The organism is Pseudomonas sp. AF32, assembly GCF_022342325.2.
Classification (GTDB): domain Bacteria; phylum Pseudomonadota; class Gammaproteobacteria; order Pseudomonadales; family Pseudomonadaceae; genus Aquipseudomonas; species Aquipseudomonas uvaldensis.
The window spans coordinates 1-14,557 of the sequence record NZ_RQJK02000026.1; the positions used below are offsets into that span (position 1 = coordinate 1).

18 protein-coding genes are annotated in these 14,557 nt (G+C 59.0%); 12 read left to right on the plus strand and 6 right to left on the minus strand.

Translation table 11 applies throughout. From position 1 onward, the window contains the following. Window positions 1-262 precede the first annotated feature (262 nt). Window positions 263-718, plus strand: a complete 456-nt coding sequence (locus EGM97_RS21680) for a DUF2214 family protein (protein ID WP_238962262.1) — start codon at window positions 263-265, stop codon at window positions 716-718. A gap of 186 nt (window positions 719-904) precedes the next feature. Here the strand turns inward: EGM97_RS21680 and csrA are convergent, their stop codons facing one another. Continuing rightward, complete coding sequence (gene csrA / locus EGM97_RS21685) at window positions 905-1,099, minus strand: carbon storage regulator CsrA (RefSeq protein WP_238962261.1); 195 nt, start codon at window positions 1,097-1,099, stop codon at window positions 905-907. A 245-nt stretch (window positions 1,100-1,344) separates the two neighbouring features. Between csrA and EGM97_RS21690 the strand changes: the two genes are divergently transcribed. After that, complete coding sequence (locus tag EGM97_RS21690) at window positions 1,345-1,710, plus strand: SPOR domain-containing protein (RefSeq protein WP_238962260.1); 366 nt, start codon at window positions 1,345-1,347, stop codon at window positions 1,708-1,710. A gap of 69 nt (window positions 1,711-1,779) precedes the next feature. Here the strand turns inward: EGM97_RS21690 and EGM97_RS21695 are convergent, their stop codons facing one another. Together EGM97_RS21695 and EGM97_RS21700 are read right to left on the minus strand one after the other, a co-directional pair. Then, a complete protein-coding gene (locus EGM97_RS21695; RefSeq protein WP_238962259.1) occupies window positions 1,780-2,469 on the minus strand; it encodes an endonuclease in 690 nt (229 codons plus the stop codon). Window positions 2,470-2,474: 5 nt separating this feature from the next. Further along, window positions 2,475-2,774: a DUF1654 domain-containing protein gene (locus EGM97_RS21700; protein WP_238962258.1), complete on the minus strand. Its 300-nt coding sequence runs from the start codon at window positions 2,772-2,774 to the stop codon at window positions 2,475-2,477. Window positions 2,775-2,997: 223 nt separating this feature from the next. On the opposite strand from EGM97_RS21700, the gene EGM97_RS21705 reads away from it, so the two are divergent. From EGM97_RS21705 to EGM97_RS21735, 7 genes are read left to right on the plus strand one after another with little or no spacing between them, the layout of a single operon-like run. Beyond that, window positions 2,998-3,954, plus strand: coding sequence for a sugar ABC transporter substrate-binding protein (locus EGM97_RS21705; protein ID WP_238962257.1), 957 nt, complete (start codon window positions 2,998-3,000; stop codon window positions 3,952-3,954). Between the two features lie 57 nt (window positions 3,955-4,011). Continuing rightward, window positions 4,012-5,565, plus strand: a complete 1,554-nt coding sequence (locus tag EGM97_RS21710) for a sugar ABC transporter ATP-binding protein (RefSeq protein WP_238962256.1) — start codon at window positions 4,012-4,014, stop codon at window positions 5,563-5,565. Then, entirely contained in the window at window positions 5,562-6,539 is a 978-nt protein-coding gene (locus EGM97_RS21715; RefSeq protein WP_238962255.1) for an ABC transporter permease, read from the plus strand. The genes EGM97_RS21710 and EGM97_RS21715 overlap by 4 nt, the downstream gene beginning before the upstream one ends. Before the next feature lie 3 nt (window positions 6,540-6,542). Next, entirely contained in the window at window positions 6,543-7,562 is a 1,020-nt protein-coding gene (locus tag EGM97_RS21720; protein WP_238962254.1) for a LacI family DNA-binding transcriptional regulator, read from the plus strand. 24 nt (window positions 7,563-7,586) lie between these two features. Then, window positions 7,587-8,501, plus strand: coding sequence for a ribokinase (gene rbsK, locus EGM97_RS21725; protein WP_238962253.1), 915 nt, complete (start codon window positions 7,587-7,589; stop codon window positions 8,499-8,501). Then, window positions 8,498-8,902 carry a D-ribose pyranase gene (gene rbsD / locus EGM97_RS21730; protein WP_053158282.1) on the plus strand — a complete coding sequence of 135 codons (405 nt, stop codon included), beginning with the start codon at window positions 8,498-8,500 and terminating at the stop codon, window positions 8,900-8,902. The genes rbsK and rbsD overlap by 4 nt, the downstream gene beginning before the upstream one ends. Before the next feature lie 28 nt (window positions 8,903-8,930). Further along, complete coding sequence (locus EGM97_RS21735) at window positions 8,931-9,959, plus strand: nucleoside hydrolase (protein ID WP_053158279.1); 1,029 nt, start codon at window positions 8,931-8,933, stop codon at window positions 9,957-9,959. A 52-nt stretch (window positions 9,960-10,011) separates the two neighbouring features. On the opposite strand, the gene EGM97_RS21740 is transcribed toward EGM97_RS21735, so the two are convergent. Further along, entirely contained in the window at window positions 10,012-10,209 is a 198-nt protein-coding gene (locus EGM97_RS21740; protein ID WP_238962252.1) for a hypothetical protein, read from the minus strand. A 297-nt stretch (window positions 10,210-10,506) separates the two neighbouring features. Between EGM97_RS21740 and EGM97_RS21745 the strand changes: the two genes are divergently transcribed. Then, window positions 10,507-10,821, plus strand: a complete 315-nt coding sequence (locus EGM97_RS21745) for an I78 family peptidase inhibitor (RefSeq protein WP_238962251.1) — start codon at window positions 10,507-10,509, stop codon at window positions 10,819-10,821. 67 nt (window positions 10,822-10,888) lie between these two features. Here the strand turns inward: EGM97_RS21745 and EGM97_RS21750 are convergent, their stop codons facing one another. Then, on the minus strand, window positions 10,889-11,101 hold the full coding sequence (locus EGM97_RS21750; RefSeq protein WP_053158271.1) for a cold-shock protein: 213 nt from the start codon (window positions 11,099-11,101) through the stop codon (window positions 10,889-10,891). 290 nt (window positions 11,102-11,391) lie between these two features. Then, complete coding sequence (locus EGM97_RS21755) at window positions 11,392-11,694, minus strand: hypothetical protein (RefSeq protein WP_238962250.1); 303 nt, start codon at window positions 11,692-11,694, stop codon at window positions 11,392-11,394. A 372-nt stretch (window positions 11,695-12,066) separates the two neighbouring features. Here EGM97_RS21755 and thrS point away from each other — a divergent pair, with 372 nt between their 5' ends. Both thrS and infC read left to right on the plus strand, forming a co-directional pair. Beyond that, window positions 12,067-13,989 (plus strand): threonine--tRNA ligase, encoded by a 1,923-nt coding sequence (gene thrS / locus EGM97_RS21760; protein WP_238962249.1) that lies wholly within the window; start codon window positions 12,067-12,069, stop codon window positions 13,987-13,989. Then, complete coding sequence (gene infC / locus EGM97_RS21765; RefSeq protein WP_172679675.1) at window positions 13,989-14,540, plus strand: translation initiation factor IF-3; 552 nt, start codon at window positions 13,989-13,991, stop codon at window positions 14,538-14,540. The genes thrS and infC overlap by 1 nt, the downstream gene beginning before the upstream one ends. Window positions 14,541-14,557: the final 17 nt, after the last annotated feature.

The following is a 14,557-nucleotide window of genomic DNA, read 5'->3' on the forward strand; positions in this document are numbered from 1 at the left end:
AATCTCACTTTTCGACGCCGAATAGATTGCGGCAAGCCAATCACGCACCCAAGTTCAGTATTGCAGAAACTGAGAGGACCATAGATGTGGGAGCGAGCCTGCTCGCGATGACGGTGGTTCAGCTTGCATCTCTTTCGGATGTGCCGACGCTTTTGCGGGCAAGCCCGCTCCCACAGTTTTTTACACTCCAATCCTGCCGATCCTTCTTTTATGAGCTAGTACTGTCAGGTCAATTCGACGTTCTCTCTGGCAGGTATCTTCCATGTTGGCTCATTGGTCCCTCGCGGCAATTCACCTACTGGCGTTCGCCCTCGGGCTTTGGGCGGTACTCACGCGCGGCACGGCCCTGCGACGGCTGGCCGGCGGTGCGGATGCCGTTCGAAACGTATTGGTGGCGGATAACGTTTGGGGGCTGTCGGCCCTGGTCCTGCTGGTGACTGGTGGGGTGCGGGCTTTCGGCGGGTTCGAAAAAGGCTCGGACTATTACCTGCACCAGCCTCTGTTTCATCTCAAGATGACGTTGTTTCTGCTGATCCTGTTGCTTGAGCTCGCGCCCATGATCACCTTGATCAAATGGCGAATGGCACTGGGCAAAGGGGTTGCGATCGATCCTTCCAAAGCCGGCCGGTTCGCCCGGATCAGCCACATCGAAGCCTTGTTGCTGATGTTGATGGTGATCGCTGCCACAGGCATGGCCCGTGGGCTGAGCTGGAGCTGACCGGCACGAACACCCGCTTCGTCGCCATTAAAACGAAATGTCCGACAGCCATGCGACGAGTCATGGCATTAATATCGGTTTTCAGGGGCGGGACGGAAATCAGAAGCGGGGTGGAGCAGGGGGGCGTGAATCTTTAGCCAGCCACTGCGGCGATGCAAACGGGCTGGCTGCGGACTGCTGCAAGGCTCAGGGATTTTGCGGTTTGTCAGGGGCGGTGAGGCCAGCCTGAATGCGCTGGTAAATCTCTTCGCGATGCACCGCAACGTTTTTCGGGGCATTGATGCCGATCCGGACCTGTTGGCCGCTAACGCCCAGAATGGTGATCGTGATGTCGTCACCAATGTTTATGCTTTCACCGACTTTGCGGGTGAGTATCAGCATGGTGTTCTCCTTGATTGCTTTATAGGGCACCTGATTGACAGTGCAGATGTCGGTACTGCTTATAGATTAGTGCTAAGTGTCACAATGTGGGTGCCTCTTTCTGACGTGCAGACGCTGCATTAATTCCCAGGGTGCGACTATACAGAGACGCCGGGCAGGATTCTCGTGTTTTGAGTGCTGTTTGCGGGGTTCTTGGTGCGCACGGGTGCTAAAATCCGCTCCTCATGTCTTCCAGAGGAAACGTTGTGCGCAAATTGGCTTGGGTTATTGCGGTATTGATGCTGGCAGGATGCGGTGAGGGACGTGACGCACAAGCGCCGAAGCCAAAGCCGCCCGCGGCCTCCGTACCGGCAGCAGCCACCGCGCCGCAGTGGGGTGTGGAGGTTCGAGGTGAGACGCCGCAGGCTGTCAGCGACCTGACTGGCTGGCTCATCGAGCACAGCTTCATGTCCACGGTGATCAAGGAGGGTGGCAAGGAGCGGGTCCTGGTGGGACCTTTCAGCTCCAAGGCCGACGCCGAAGCCGGGCAGGAAAAAATCACCGCCGCCCTGGTCCGTGCAAAAAAACGCAACATCGAGACGCAGGTGGTGGATTTTCCAACGGCTCAATGATCGGCAGGGCAAAACCTGTGGGAGCGTGCGGGCTCACTCCCACAGTTGATGCTGTTCACAAATGCGAGGTCAGCCGCAGGCTTTCAGATCCACCGGCCCCACGAACTCGTTGCCACGCCCCATGACGCAGGCCACGCTCTGGTTTCGCTGGCGTTCCCAGTTCTCTACGGGGTAGGTCTTGTCCCAGGCCTCGAACAGGCGGCGATCCTGTTTCGAAAGGCGCAGGCCGTATTGTTTGCTCATGTAGAAATACGTCCGGGCGATCATCCCTCGGATGGATGGACGGGGCATGACTTTCTTGGCCTGGAAGTCCACCTGGGTCAGGCATGAGCCGTACTGGCCCTTCTGCACGGGCAGCCAGCCGAAGCTGAAGTTGCTGCGATCACCGTTCACTTCCCCGATGCTGGGCACCAGGTTGTGGAGGTCGGCCTCGGCGCGCTGATAGACCGGGTCATAGCGGGTGCAGTTCTTGCGACCGCCTTGTTGCCAGCATTGGCGTTGATGACCGATCTGCCACGCTGGAACGATGTGCTCCCACTCGATCCGGGCGGCGCGACGGGCATTCTTGCGAGGTACGTAACCGCAGGCCGACAGATTCACACGATTGCCGGTGTACTTGCAGCCGCAATAAAACTCCGTGGATTGCGGAGCGTAGAGTTTCCAGGCGATTTTCTTGGCTTCGTTGAAGGTGCGAGGGGCGGCGGCCTGGGCACCTGTGGTGATAAATACAAGCAGTAACGCAAGACAGCGAACGATCATCAGGCTCAATCTTCCTTTGGCACAACCCAGAAAACCTGCACGCCACCGTCGTCGCGATAGGCGAGGGTAACGTTGTCGTTCTCGTCGATTTCTTCCAGGAGGCGCTCCCATTCCTCCACGGGTTCGTCGGGAAGACGAAAGATCAGCGCTGCCTTGGCTTTTTGGGCGATGGGGGAATTGATGATTTTCGAGACCCGCAGGCCGAGTCGCGTATAGGAATCTAAGGGGGTGGTTGCAGCGGAAGGCGAAGCCACAGGATTATCCTTATTAAGCTGTACGTGCATACAGTATTTAACCGTAGGCATTTACGCAACTGCTTAAAATTCAAGAAAATCGTCTGACAGCGCTTTTTCAAATTTGATGTAGGAAAAAAGATCTTTTTTGTCGACCCGTGTAAAAGAGCGGTGGTCCGCGATTCGGGACGTTGACAAATCATCGAAGCCTTACCATAGTTCACTTCACGCAAACGTTTGCGCGGCCTTCGCGCGATGCATTTGCCCACAATAATCATAAGATCGGAGTGAATCCATGAAGCTGCCCTTTGCTGGACGCTTTCTCGCTGTCGCCATGCTCGCAGCCACGTCTGCTGCGCTGCCTTTCTCCTCGACACTTGCCCAGACTGCCGAAAAACCCAAGGTTGCCCTGGTAATGAAATCCCTGGCCAACGAGTTCTTCCTGACCATGGAAGACGGTGCCAAGGCCTATCAGAAGGAACACTCCGCCGATTTCGACCTGATCTCCAACGGGATCAAGGATGAAACCGACACCGCCAACCAGATCCGTATCGTCGAGCAGATGATCGTCTCCAAAGTCGATGCCCTCATCATTGCGCCGGCCGACTCCAAGGCCATGGTGCCGGTGATCAAGAAGGCCGTCGATGCCGGCATCACCGTGGTCAACATCGACAACCAGCTCGATCCGGCCGTGGTCAAGAGCAAGAACATCAACGTACCGTTCGTAGGTCCCGACAACCGCAAGGGCGCACGACTGGTGGGTGAATACCTGGCCAAGCAGCTCAAGGCCGGTGACGAAGTCGGCATCATCGAAGGCGTGTCCACCACCACCAACGCCCAGGCCCGCACAGCCGGTTTCAAGGATGCCATGGAGGCGGCGCAGATCAAGGTGGTGTCCCTGCAGTCCGGTGATTGGGAAATCAACAAGGGCAACCAGGTTGCCGCGTCGATGCTCAGCGAATACCCGAACATCAAGGCGCTGCTGGCCGGCAACGACAGCATGGCGGTCGGCGCGGTGTCGGCGGTGCGTGCGGCCGGTAAGGCAGGCAAGGTGCAGGTCGTCGGCTACGACAACATCAATGCCATCAAACCGATGCTCAAGGACGGCCGTGTCCTGGCTACCGCTGACCAGTTTGCGGCCAAGCAGGCGGTCTTCGGCATCGAGACTGCGTTGAAGATCCTCAAGAAGGAAAAAGTCGAGATCGGCGACAACGGCGTTATCGAAACTCCAGTCGAGCTGGTGACCAAGTAGTAATCCTGGCGACACAACGGCGCTCGCCCATCCGGGCGGGCGCATGGAGAGTTTTTTATGTCCGTTTTCGACCCGAACGCTGTCCTTTCCGTCAGCGGTATCGGCAAGACTTATGCCCAGCCGGTGCTGACTGGCATCGACCTGACGCTGATGCGCGGCGAAGTGTTGGCGCTGACCGGTGAGAATGGTGCCGGTAAGAGCACCCTGTCCAAGATCATCGGTGGGCTGGTGACGCCCACCACCGGGCAGATGCAGTTCCAAGGGCAGGATTATCGCCCCGGCAGCCGTACCCAGGCCGAAGAGCTTGGCGTGCGCATGGTGATGCAGGAACTCAACCTGTTGCCGACCCTGTCCGTGGCCGAGAACCTGTTTCTCGACAACCTGCCCAGCCGCTGCGGCTGGATCGACCGCAAGCAACTGCGCAAAGCGGCGATCGAAGCCATGGCCCAGGTGGGGCTCGATGCGATTGATCCCGACACGTTGGTGGGCGAGCTGGGCATCGGTCACCAGCAGATGGTCGAGATCGCCCGCAACCTGATCGGCGATTGCCATGTACTGATCCTCGATGAGCCGACCGCCATGCTGACGGCCCGCGAAGTCGAGATGCTTTTCGAACAGATCACCCGCTTGCAGGCTCGAGGCGTGTCGATCATTTACATTTCCCATCGCCTCGAAGAACTGGCGCGGGTGGCCCAGCGCATTGCGGTACTGCGCGACGGCAATCTGGTCTGCGTCGAGCCGATGGTCAATTACAACAGCGACCAGCTGGTGACGTTGATGGTCGGCCGGGAGCTGGGCGAGCACATCGACCTGGGACCGCGCCAGATCGGCGCGCCGGCGTTGACGGTCAAGGGCCTGACCCGTTCCGACAAGGTTCGCGACGTTTCCTTTGAAGTGCGCGCTGGTGAGATATTCGGTATCTCCGGCCTGATCGGGGCAGGGCGCACCGAGCTGATGCGCTTGATCTTCGGCGCCGATACGCCCGACAGCGGCACCGTGGCGCTGGGGTCGCCGGCCAAGGTCGCTCACATCCGTTCACCCGCCGATGCAGTGGCCCATGGCATTGCGCTGATCACCGAGGACCGCAAGGGCGAAGGCCTGCTGCTGACCCAGTCGATCGCCGCCAACATTGCCTTGGGCAACATGCCGGAGATTTCCAGCGCCGGCATCGTCAATGGCAAAGAGGAACTTGCGCTGGCCCGTCGACAAATCGACGCCATGCGAATTCGTAGCTCCAGCCCGACGCAGTTGGTGTCCGAGCTTTCGGGCGGCAATCAGCAGAAAGTCGTGATCGGGCGCTGGCTCGAACGCGATTGTTCGGTGTTGTTGTTCGATGAGCCGACCCGCGGCATCGACGTGGGCGCCAAGTTCGACATCTATGCGCTGCTTGGCGAGCTGACCCGCCAGGGCAAAGCGCTGGTGGTGGTTTCCAGCGATCTGCGGGAATTGATGCTGATCTGTGACCGGATCGGTGTGTTGTCCGCCGGGCGCCTGATCGACACATTCGAGCGCGACAGCTGGACCCAGGATGACTTGCTGGCTGCCGCATTTGCCGGCTATCAAAAACGTGATGCGTTGCTCAACGAAGCGGCGCCTAGGGAATTTTCATGAAAACCGCATCTGCCGTTGGTAAACCGAGTGGACACTTCTTCGGTCTCGGCACCTACCTGGGCTTGGCTGGCGCGCTGCTGGCCATGGTCGCGCTGTTCTCCGTCCTGAGCAGCCATTTTCTTTCCTACGACACCTTCAGCACCCTGGCGAACCAGATTCCGGACCTCATGGTGCTGGCGGTCGGCATGACGTTCATCCTGATCATCGGCGGCATCGACCTGTCCGTCGGCTCGGTGCTGGCACTGGCGGCGTCGACGGTGAGCGTGGCAGTGCTTGGGTGGGGCTGGAGCGTCTGGCCATCGGCATTGCTGGGCATGGCCGTGGCGGCGCTGGCTGGGACCGTGACGGGCTCGATTACCGTGGCGTGGCGGATTCCATCGTTCATCGTCTCCCTGGGCGTGCTGGAAATGGCCCGTGGCCTGGCGTACCAGATGACTGGTTCCCGGACGGCCTATATCGGCGACTCCTTCGCCTGGTTGTCCAATCCGATTGCCTTCGGTATCTCACCGTCGTTCATCATTGCCTTGCTGGTGATCTTCATTGCCCAGGCCGTGCTGACCCGCACCGTGTTCGGTCGTTACCTGATCGGCATCGGCACCAATGAGGAAGCCGTGCGCCTGGCGGGGATCAATCCGAAACCCTACAAGATCCTGGTGTTCAGCCTGATGGGGTTGCTGGCCGGTGTGGCGGCGCTGTTCCAGATTTCCCGCCTGGAAGCAGCCGACCCGAACGCCGGCTCCGGCCTCGAATTGCAGGTCATTGCCGCCGTGGTGATCGGCGGCACCAGCCTGATGGGCGGACGCGGTTCGGTCATCAGTACGTTCTTCGGCGTGCTGATCATCTCCGTGCTGGCCGCCGGCCTGGCGCAGATCGGCGCCACCGAGCCGACCAAGCGGATCATTACCGGCGCGGTGATCGTGATTGCGGTGGTGCTGGATACCTATCGCAGCCAGCGCGCCAGCCGGCGGACCTGATCCATGGCGACGATCAAAGATGTCGCGGCGCTCGCGGGGATTTCCTACACCACTGTGTCCCATGTCGTGAACAAGACCCGGCCGGTCAGCGAAGAGGTGCGGCGCAAGGTCGAGGCAGCCATCGAACGCCTCGACTACGTGCCCAGCGCCGTGGCCCGTTCGCTCAAGGCCAAGACCACGGCCACCATCGGCCTGCTGGTGCCCAACAGCCTCAACCCGTACTTCGCCGAGTTGGCCCGGGGGATCGAGGATTACTGTGAGCGCAATGGTTATTGCGTGATCCTGTGCAACTCCGACGACAACCCTGACAAGCAGCGCAGCTACCTGCGAGTGTTGCTGGAAAAACGCATCGATGGATTGATCGTTGCTTCTGCCGGCGGTGATGTCGGCCTGGTCGAGGGGTTGGCTGGCGTGCGTACGCCCATGGTCATCGTCGACCGTGGCCTGGACGGCGTCGATGCGGACCTGGTGCGCATCGATCACGAATACGGCGCTTATCTGGCGACACAACACCTGTTGGAGCTGGGGCATCGGGACATCGCGTTCATCGGTGGTCCGGCAGAGACCAGTGTGGCCCAGATGCGCCTGGCTGGTTATTGCCGGGCGCTGAAGGAGGCGGGTGTCGAGCTGCCGGTGGAGCGCATGCTCGAAAGCGATTTCACCAGCACCGGTGGCTATCGTGCGGCGGCCACGCTGCTTGAGCATCAGCCACCCAGTGCGATCTTCGCGGCCAACGATATGATCGGCATCGGCGTACTGCGGGCCGCCGCCGAGCGCAATGTGCGAGTACCCGGCGAGCTGTCGGTGATCGGCTTCGACGATATCCAGATGAGTCGGTATGTCTATCCGGCGTTGACCACGGTGGGGCAGTCGATCCTGCAGCTTGGTGAAATGGCGGCCGAGGTGTTGTTGCGGCGGATCGCCACGCCCACGCTGACCACCGACCAGCGGATCGTCACGCCGAGCATTGTCCTGCGAGAGTCGACTGCGCCGTTGTCCGGTGCCTTCGCCCAATACCGCTGAACCGAATGGAATGAGTAGTGACGTATGTCTGCAAAAGTAGTGGTAATAGGCAGCCTGAACATGGACCTGGTGACTCGCGCGCCGCGCCTGCCCCGGGGTGGTGAAACGCTGATCGGTGAGTCGTTTTCCACCATTCCGGGCGGCAAGGGGGCCAACCAGGCCGTGGCCGCCGCGCGCCTCGGGGCGCAGGTGTCCATGGTCGGGTGCGTGGGCAATGATGCCTATGGTCAACAGTTGCGAGGCGCGCTGCTTGCCGAAGGCATCGATTGCCGGGCCGTCAGCGTCGTGGAAGGCTCCAGCGGCGTGGCCCTGATCGTGGTTGACGACAACAGCCAGAATGCGATCGTTATCGTGGCCGGTGCCAATGGCGTGCTTACACCTGATGTCCTGGACGGAGTCGACGAGGTGCTGCAGAGCGCCGATGTCATCATCTGCCAGCTTGAAGTCCCGGATGCCACCGTCGGCCATGCGCTCAAGCGTGGTCGCGAGCTGGGCAAAACCGTCATTCTCAACCCGGCGCCGGCTTCCCATGCCTTGCCGGCCGATTGGTACGCCAGCGTCGACTACCTGATCCCCAACGAAAGCGAAGCGGCGATGCTGAGCGGGCTGGCGGTCGACTCCCTGGAAACCGCCGAAGCGGCTGCGGCACAGTTGATGGCTGCGGGCGCTGGCAAGGTGATCGTGACGTTGGGCAGCCAAGGGTTGATGTTCGCCAACGGAGCGAGCTTCGAGCATTTCCCGGCGCCCAAAGTCAAGGCCGTGGATACCACGGCGGCAGGGGACACCTTCGTCGGCGGGTTTGCCGCGGCCCTGGCCAATGGAAAAAGCGAGGCCGAGGCAATTCGTTTCGGTCAGGTGGCTGCCGCGTTGTCGGTCACCCGTGTCGGGGCGCAGCCGTCCATTCCCACTTTGCTTGAAGTACAGGCGTTCAAATCATGAAGAAGACTCCGCTGTTGAATATCGCCCTGTCGCGACTGATCGCCTCCCTTGGTCATGGCGACAAGGTGGTCATCGGCGATGCCGGGTTGCCCGTACCGCCACAGGTCGAACTGATCGACCTGGCCCTGACCCCTGGCATTCCCGATTTCGTCAGCACGCTCAACGCAGTGCTCAGTGAAATGCAGGTAGAAAGCCATGTACTGGCCGAGGAGATATTTGATAAACAGCCGTCGGCCCTGACGAGCCTTGAGACGCTTCATGCCCGGAATGCGCTGGGGGCGCGGGAATTGGTCAGCCATGAACAGTTCAAAGTCCTCAGCCGACAAGCTCGGGCGATCATTCGCACAGGAGAATGTTCTCCGTACTGCAACATTGTGCTTATTGCTGGAGTCACCTTCTAACCTGTCAACCCTGCACAAGGAGTGCGCCATGCACCGCTATGCTCAAAAAATGCATCAACTGCTTCGGAGTCTGCTGCTGTTGTCACTGATCACTGCTACGAGCGCCCAGGCGGCGGAAAAGATCGATCTGATCATCGACACCGATCCGGGGGCCGACGATGTGGTTGCCCTGTTGTTCGCCCTGGCGTCCCCCGATGAGCTGAACATCCGCGCTTTGACCACCGTGGCGGGCAATGTGCGCCTGGACAAGACCTCCCGCAACGCTCGCCTGGCCCGGGAGTGGGCAGGGCGCGAGGACGTGCCGGTTTACGCCGGTGCGCCCAAGCCAATGATGCGCACGCCCATCTATGCGGAAAACATCCATGGCAAGGAAGGCCTGTCGGGTGTCACCGTGCATGAGCCGAAGAAAGGGCTGGCCAAGGGCAATGCGGTCAACTACCTGATCGATACCCTCAAGGCCGCCAAACCCCACAGCATTACCATCGCCATGCTGGGCCCGCAGACCAACCTGGCCCTGGCGCTGATCCAGGAGCCCGATATCGTCCAGGGCATCAAGGAAGTGGTGATCATGGGCGGCGCGCACTTCAACGGCGGCAACATCACACCGGTGGCCGAATTCAACCTGTTCGCCGATCCGCAAGCGGCCGAGGTAGTGGCCAAAAGCGGTGTGAAGCTGACTTACCTGCCGCTGGACGTCACCCACAAGATCCTCACCAGCGAAGCACGCCTCAAGCAGATCGCCGCTGTGAACAACAATGCCAGCAAGCTGGTGGGCGATATTCTCAATGAGTACGTCAAGGGCGACATGGAGCACTACGGCATGACAGGTGGGCCGGTGCATGACGCCACGGTGATTGCCTACCTGCTCAAGCCGCAGTTATTTACCGGTCGCTCGGTCAATGTCGTGGTGGACAGTCGCGAAGGCCCGACGTTCGGGCAGACCATCGTCGACTGGTATGACGGCCTGAAAGCACCCAAAAATGCATTCTGGGTGGAAAATGGCGATGCTCAGGGCTTCTTCGATCTGCTGACCGAGCGCCTGGCACGTCTCAAATAACCCTGCATCTTGTGGGAGCCAAGCTTGGTTCCCACAAGATTTTTGCGTTACCTCAATCAGCAGCGTCGACGAGATTCGGATAGCGCTCGAATGCCTGCTGGATGAAGTTCCGGGCGACCTCTGTCCCCAGTTCCCGTACCAACAACTCGATGCCGATGATTGCCAGTTCCTCGGGACTGCCGGGGCTATAGGAGCTATGGCCCTCCAGCCATTTGGCATTGATGGTGGCTTCGATGCTGACGATGCTCATGATGGGGCCCGCGAGGTGGGAGACAGGTAGACTGAGTTAACCACTTTTACGTCAGGTTTTGCACTGCGACTTAGGCATCAGGGTAAGGCTGTGCCACACTTCCCCAGGCACCCTTCGACTCTATTGGCGTTGACTGAACTCGTTCATATTCAGTCACGATTGATCTCTGAACAGCGGCCTTCGGCTCAGGCAAACTGCGGTTCCCGGATGAAGGCATGCTGATAACTCCCTCGTGCGAAACCAAGTTTCGTTTGGGTTGTCGCACGCTCTCTCTTCAACATCAAAAAAGGAGGCTTCATGCCTTGGAAGCTCGCTTCATTGTGCACTGTACTGGCTGCCATATTGTTGAGTGGTTGCAGCAGCACCGCTGAAACGACCTCAGGACCGGTGGCAAGCGAGGCGGGGGATGGGCGCTGCGAAGCGAAGGCTGCCGAGTTCGCCATTGGCAAACAGGCCTCGCCGCAGTTGCTGGAACAGGCTCGCACCCGTTCCGGCGCGCAGATTGCCCGGATCCTCAAGCCCAACGACATGGTAACGCTCGAGTACCGCTCTGATCGGCTGAATCTCAATACCGATGCCAATCTGGTGGTCAATCGGGTGAATTGCGGCTGAGCGGCAGGTTTCGACTGACCATAAAAAACCCCGTCACATGGACGGGGTTTTTTAGCGCGCCGAGAAATTACTCTGGGCGAACCTGTGCAGCTTGCATACCCTTTTGGCCTTTCTCAGCCACGAAGGAAACGGACTGGCCTTCTTTCAGGCTTTTGAAACCGTCAGCTTCGATAGCTTTGAAGTGTACGAACAGGTCGTCACCGCCACCTTGAGGAGTGATGAAGCCGAAGCCTTTTTCATCGTTGAACCATTTAACGGTGCCGGTTTGGCGATTAGACATGGTGTATCTCCAAGAAACATATATTTTCAGTAGTACTGTGCTGCTCAGGCCAACTGGGCACACCGGAGTATCATAGTCGAAATGTTCGGTTTGGGAGCCCCCCGGACGTACGGTTTGCCAATCAGTCGCGTTTTCGCTATCCCTTGAGTCGACTGGAAGCCCCGGTTTTAAAGGCTTTCAGCTGAAAGTAAAGGCGACAAAAAAAGCTGTAAAACCTGAAAAAAACCTCGGGAAAAGGGAGTTTTTCAGCTTTCTTGACGACGCCGGGGCGCTTCAAAGGCCTCGTTCAGTCATTTTTTTGCCGGCGTATTGGCCTTGCACTTGGCGATCTGGCCAAGGGCTTTCTGTTGCAGTTGCGGGGTCGCCTTGTTGTCCATCAGCGCCTGGATATCGGCCGCTGGATAGGATTTGATAGCGTCGGCGCCGCAGGCGCAGTGGGATTTGGCTGCCGCCGCGCCGATCTGTGGCGATGCGGCCTGGGTGCACTGGGCCATGTATTTCTCACGCTCACCCTTGGGCCAGTCGGCATGGGCGGTCAACGGAAGCAGAAGGGCGAGGGGGGCGACTACTGCGAATAAAGTATTCAGACGCATGCTGGGATGCTCCTTTACGGACGATAACGTGTTATCTGAGGCGTTTTTGAGCGCTTCAGTTCAGCAACTCTGGCATAAAAACGTCGAATTTACGCCCGCCGCAATCCGGCGCGGCGGCGACCGTTCATCTGTGCTAGCATGCCGGGCTCGGGTATTTTCAGGCGCCGGATAGCAGCAGCTCCGGTGGCGGCAAATGTTCGAATAACCCTGATTTGAATCCCAGTCACTCTGGTTCGGTTTCCCGGTTGGCCGAAAGGCTCCTGCCGCTGTAAGGCAGGCGTTCATCGTTGAATGGCCTGGACTGGATCTTGTACTGGCTCATCCCAACCCACGTGACCTTTGGTAGGGGTCACCACTAGGAGAGGAGGCGCCATGCCAACTATTACTCTTCCCGACGGCAGTCAACGCTCATTCGATCATCCGGTCTCCGTCGCCGAGGTCGCAGCCTCTATCGGCGCAGGCCTGGCAAAGGCCACACTGGCCGGCAAGGTCAACGGCAAGCTGGTTGATGCCAGCGATGTCATCGACAGCGACGCTACGCTGCAAATCATCACGCCCAAGGACGAAGAGGGGCTGGAAATCATTCGCCACTCTTGCGCGCACCTGGTCGGCCACGCGGTCAAGCAGTTGTACCCGAGCGCGAAAATGGTCATCGGGCCGGTCATCGATGAAGGTTTCTATTACGATATCGCCTTCGAGCGTCCTTTCACACCGGACGACATGGCTGCCATCGAGCAGCGCATGCAGCAGTTGATCGATAAAGACTACGACGTCATCAAGAAAGTGACCCCGCGCGCCGAAGTCATCGAAGTTTTCAAGGCCCGTGGCGAAGATTACAAACTGCGTCTGGTGGAAGACATGCCGGACGAGCAGGCCATGGGCCTGTACTACCACGAAGAATACGTCGACATGTGCCGCGGTCCGCACGTGCCGAACACTCGCTTCCTGAAGTCCTTCAAACTGACCAAGCTGTCCGGCGCCTACTGGCGCGGCGATGCGAAGAACGAGCAGCTTCAGCGGGTCTACGGCACCGCCTGGGCCGACAAGAAGCAACTGGCGGCCTACATCCAGCGCATCGAGGAAGCCGAGAAGCGCGACCACCGCAAGATCGGCAAGCGCCTGGGCCTGTTCCACACCCAGGAAGAGTCACCGGGCATGGTGTTCTGGCACCCGAACGGCTGGACGATGTACCAGGTGCTCGAGCAGTACATGCGCCAGGTCCAGCGTGAGAACGGCTACCTGGAAATCAAGACGCCGCAAGTGGTGGACCGCAGCCTGTGGGAGAAATCCGGGCACTGGGCCAACTACGCTGACAACATGTTCACCACCCAGTCGGAAAACCGCGACTACGCCATCAAGCCCATGAACTGCCCTTGCCACGTGCAGGTGTTCAACCAGGGTCTGAAAAGCTACCGCGAGCTGCCAATGCGTCTGGCCGAGTTCGGTGCCTGCCACCGTAACGAGCCGTCGGGGGCCTTGCACGGCATCATGCGGGTGCGTGCGTTCACCCAGGACGACGCGCATATCTTCTGCACCGAAGAGCAGATGCAGGCCGAATCCGCTGCGTTCATCAAGCTGACCATGGACGTCTATCGCGATTTCGGCTTCACCGAAGTCGAGATGAAGCTGTCCACTCGTCCGGAAAAACGCGTCGGTTCCGACGAACTGTGGGATCGCGCCGAAGCGGCATTGGCGGCCGCCCTCGACAGCGCGGGCCTTGCGTACGACCTGCAGCCAGGTGAAGGGGCTTTCTACGGTCCGAAGATCGAGTTCTCCTTGAAAGATTGTCTCGGTCGGGTCTGGCAGTGTGGTACCTTGCAGCTCGATTTCAACCTGCCGATCCGTCTGGGCGCCGAATACGTGTCCGAAGACAACAGCCGCAAGCATCCGGTCATGCTTCACCGTGCGATCCTCGGTTCCTTCGAGCGTTTCGTCGGAATTCTGATCGAGCATTACGAGGGCGCGTTCCCCGCATGGCTGGCGCCGACCCAGGCAGTGATCATGAATATCACTGATAAACAGGCAGATTTTGCCGCCGAGGTCGAAAAAACTCTCAACCAAAGCGGATTTCGTGCCAAGTCCGACTTGAGAAATGAAAAGATCGGCTTTAAAATCCGCGAGCATACCTTGCTCAAGGTTCCCTATCTTCTGGTTATTGGAGATCGGGAAGTCGAGATGCAGACTGTCGCTGTGCGTACTCGTGAAGGTGCTGACCTGGGCTCGATGCCTGTCGCCCAATTCGCCGAGTTTCTCGCGCAAGCGGTTTCCCGGCGTGGTCGCCCAGATTCGGAGTAATTATTATTAAGCGTGATATGAGACAAGATAAACGAGCTGCACCGAAAGCCCCGATCAACGAGAATATCTCGGCACGCGAGGTTCGGTTAATTGGCGCTGACGGCGAGCAGATTGGCATCGTCTCGATTGATGAAGCGCTTCGAATTGCTGAAGAAGCCAAGCTTGATCTGGTAGAAATTTCCGCAGACGCAGTCCCACCGGTTTGCCGGGTGATGGACTACGGCAAATCGATCTTCGAGAAGAAGAAGCAGATTGCCGCGGCGAAGAAAAACCAGAAGCAGATTCAGGTAAAAGAAATCAAGTTTCGTCCAGGGACGGAGGAAGGGGATTACCAGGTAAAACTGCGCAACCTGGTACGTTTCCTGAGTGACGGGGACAGGGCCAAGGTATCCTTGCGATTCCGCGGCCGTGAGATGGCCCACCAGGAGCTGGGGATGGAACTCCTCAAGCGGGTTGAACAAGACCTGCTCGAGTACGGTTCGGTCGAACAGCATCCTAAGATGGAAGGACGCCAGCTGATCATGGTCATCGCCCCGAAAAAGAAGAAGTAATCACCAGGGCACGGCAG